The sequence below is a fragment of the Streptomyces sp. H27-D2 genome (assembly GCF_035828615.1).
Taxonomy (GTDB): domain Bacteria; phylum Actinomycetota; class Actinomycetes; order Streptomycetales; family Streptomycetaceae; genus Streptomyces.
The window spans coordinates 1-515 of the sequence record NZ_JAYMZR010000242.1 but is presented as its reverse complement, the minus strand read 5'-3'; the positions used below and the strand labels follow the sequence as shown (position 1 = coordinate 515).

The 515-nt window shown below is 66.2% G+C and carries 1 protein-coding gene; it reads left to right on the top strand.

Translation table 11 applies throughout. The features are described 5' to 3' along the window. A partial coding sequence (locus QMK28_RS34110) for a condensation domain-containing protein (protein WP_326443579.1) occupies window positions 1–515 on the top strand: 515 nt, incomplete at both ends.

Genomic DNA, 515 nt, shown 5'->3' with positions numbered 1-515 from the left:
TGACCGGGTTGCAGGCCCAGCAGTCGGCGCTGCTGGACCACCAGCATTTGAGCCTGAGCAGCATTCAGCGGGTGGCTGGTCCTGGTGCGACTTTCGATACGTTGATGGCGTTCGAGAATTATCCGGGCGACCCGGCGGTGCCGCCCTCCGCCGAAGGCTTGTCGCTCGCAGGCACCGAGCTGCGGGAGTCGACCAGCTTCGCGCTGGCCCTGGGCGTGAACCCGACTGAGGACTTGGGGCTTCGCCTCGACTACCGGCCTGACCTATTCGATCGGCATGAAGCCGTACAGATGGGCCGTCGTCTGGTGCGGGTGCTGGAACAGGTGCTGGCTGACCCACAGATGCGGGTCGGTGACATCGATGTGCTGGAGGAGACCGAACGCGCGCGGGTAGTGGAGCAGTGGAACGACACCACCCAGCCGGTGCCGGTGGGAAGCGTTGTTGATCTCATTGCTGCGTGGGCTGGGGCGGCTCCGGGTGTGGCGGCGGTGCGGTGCGGTCCTGTGGTGCTGTCG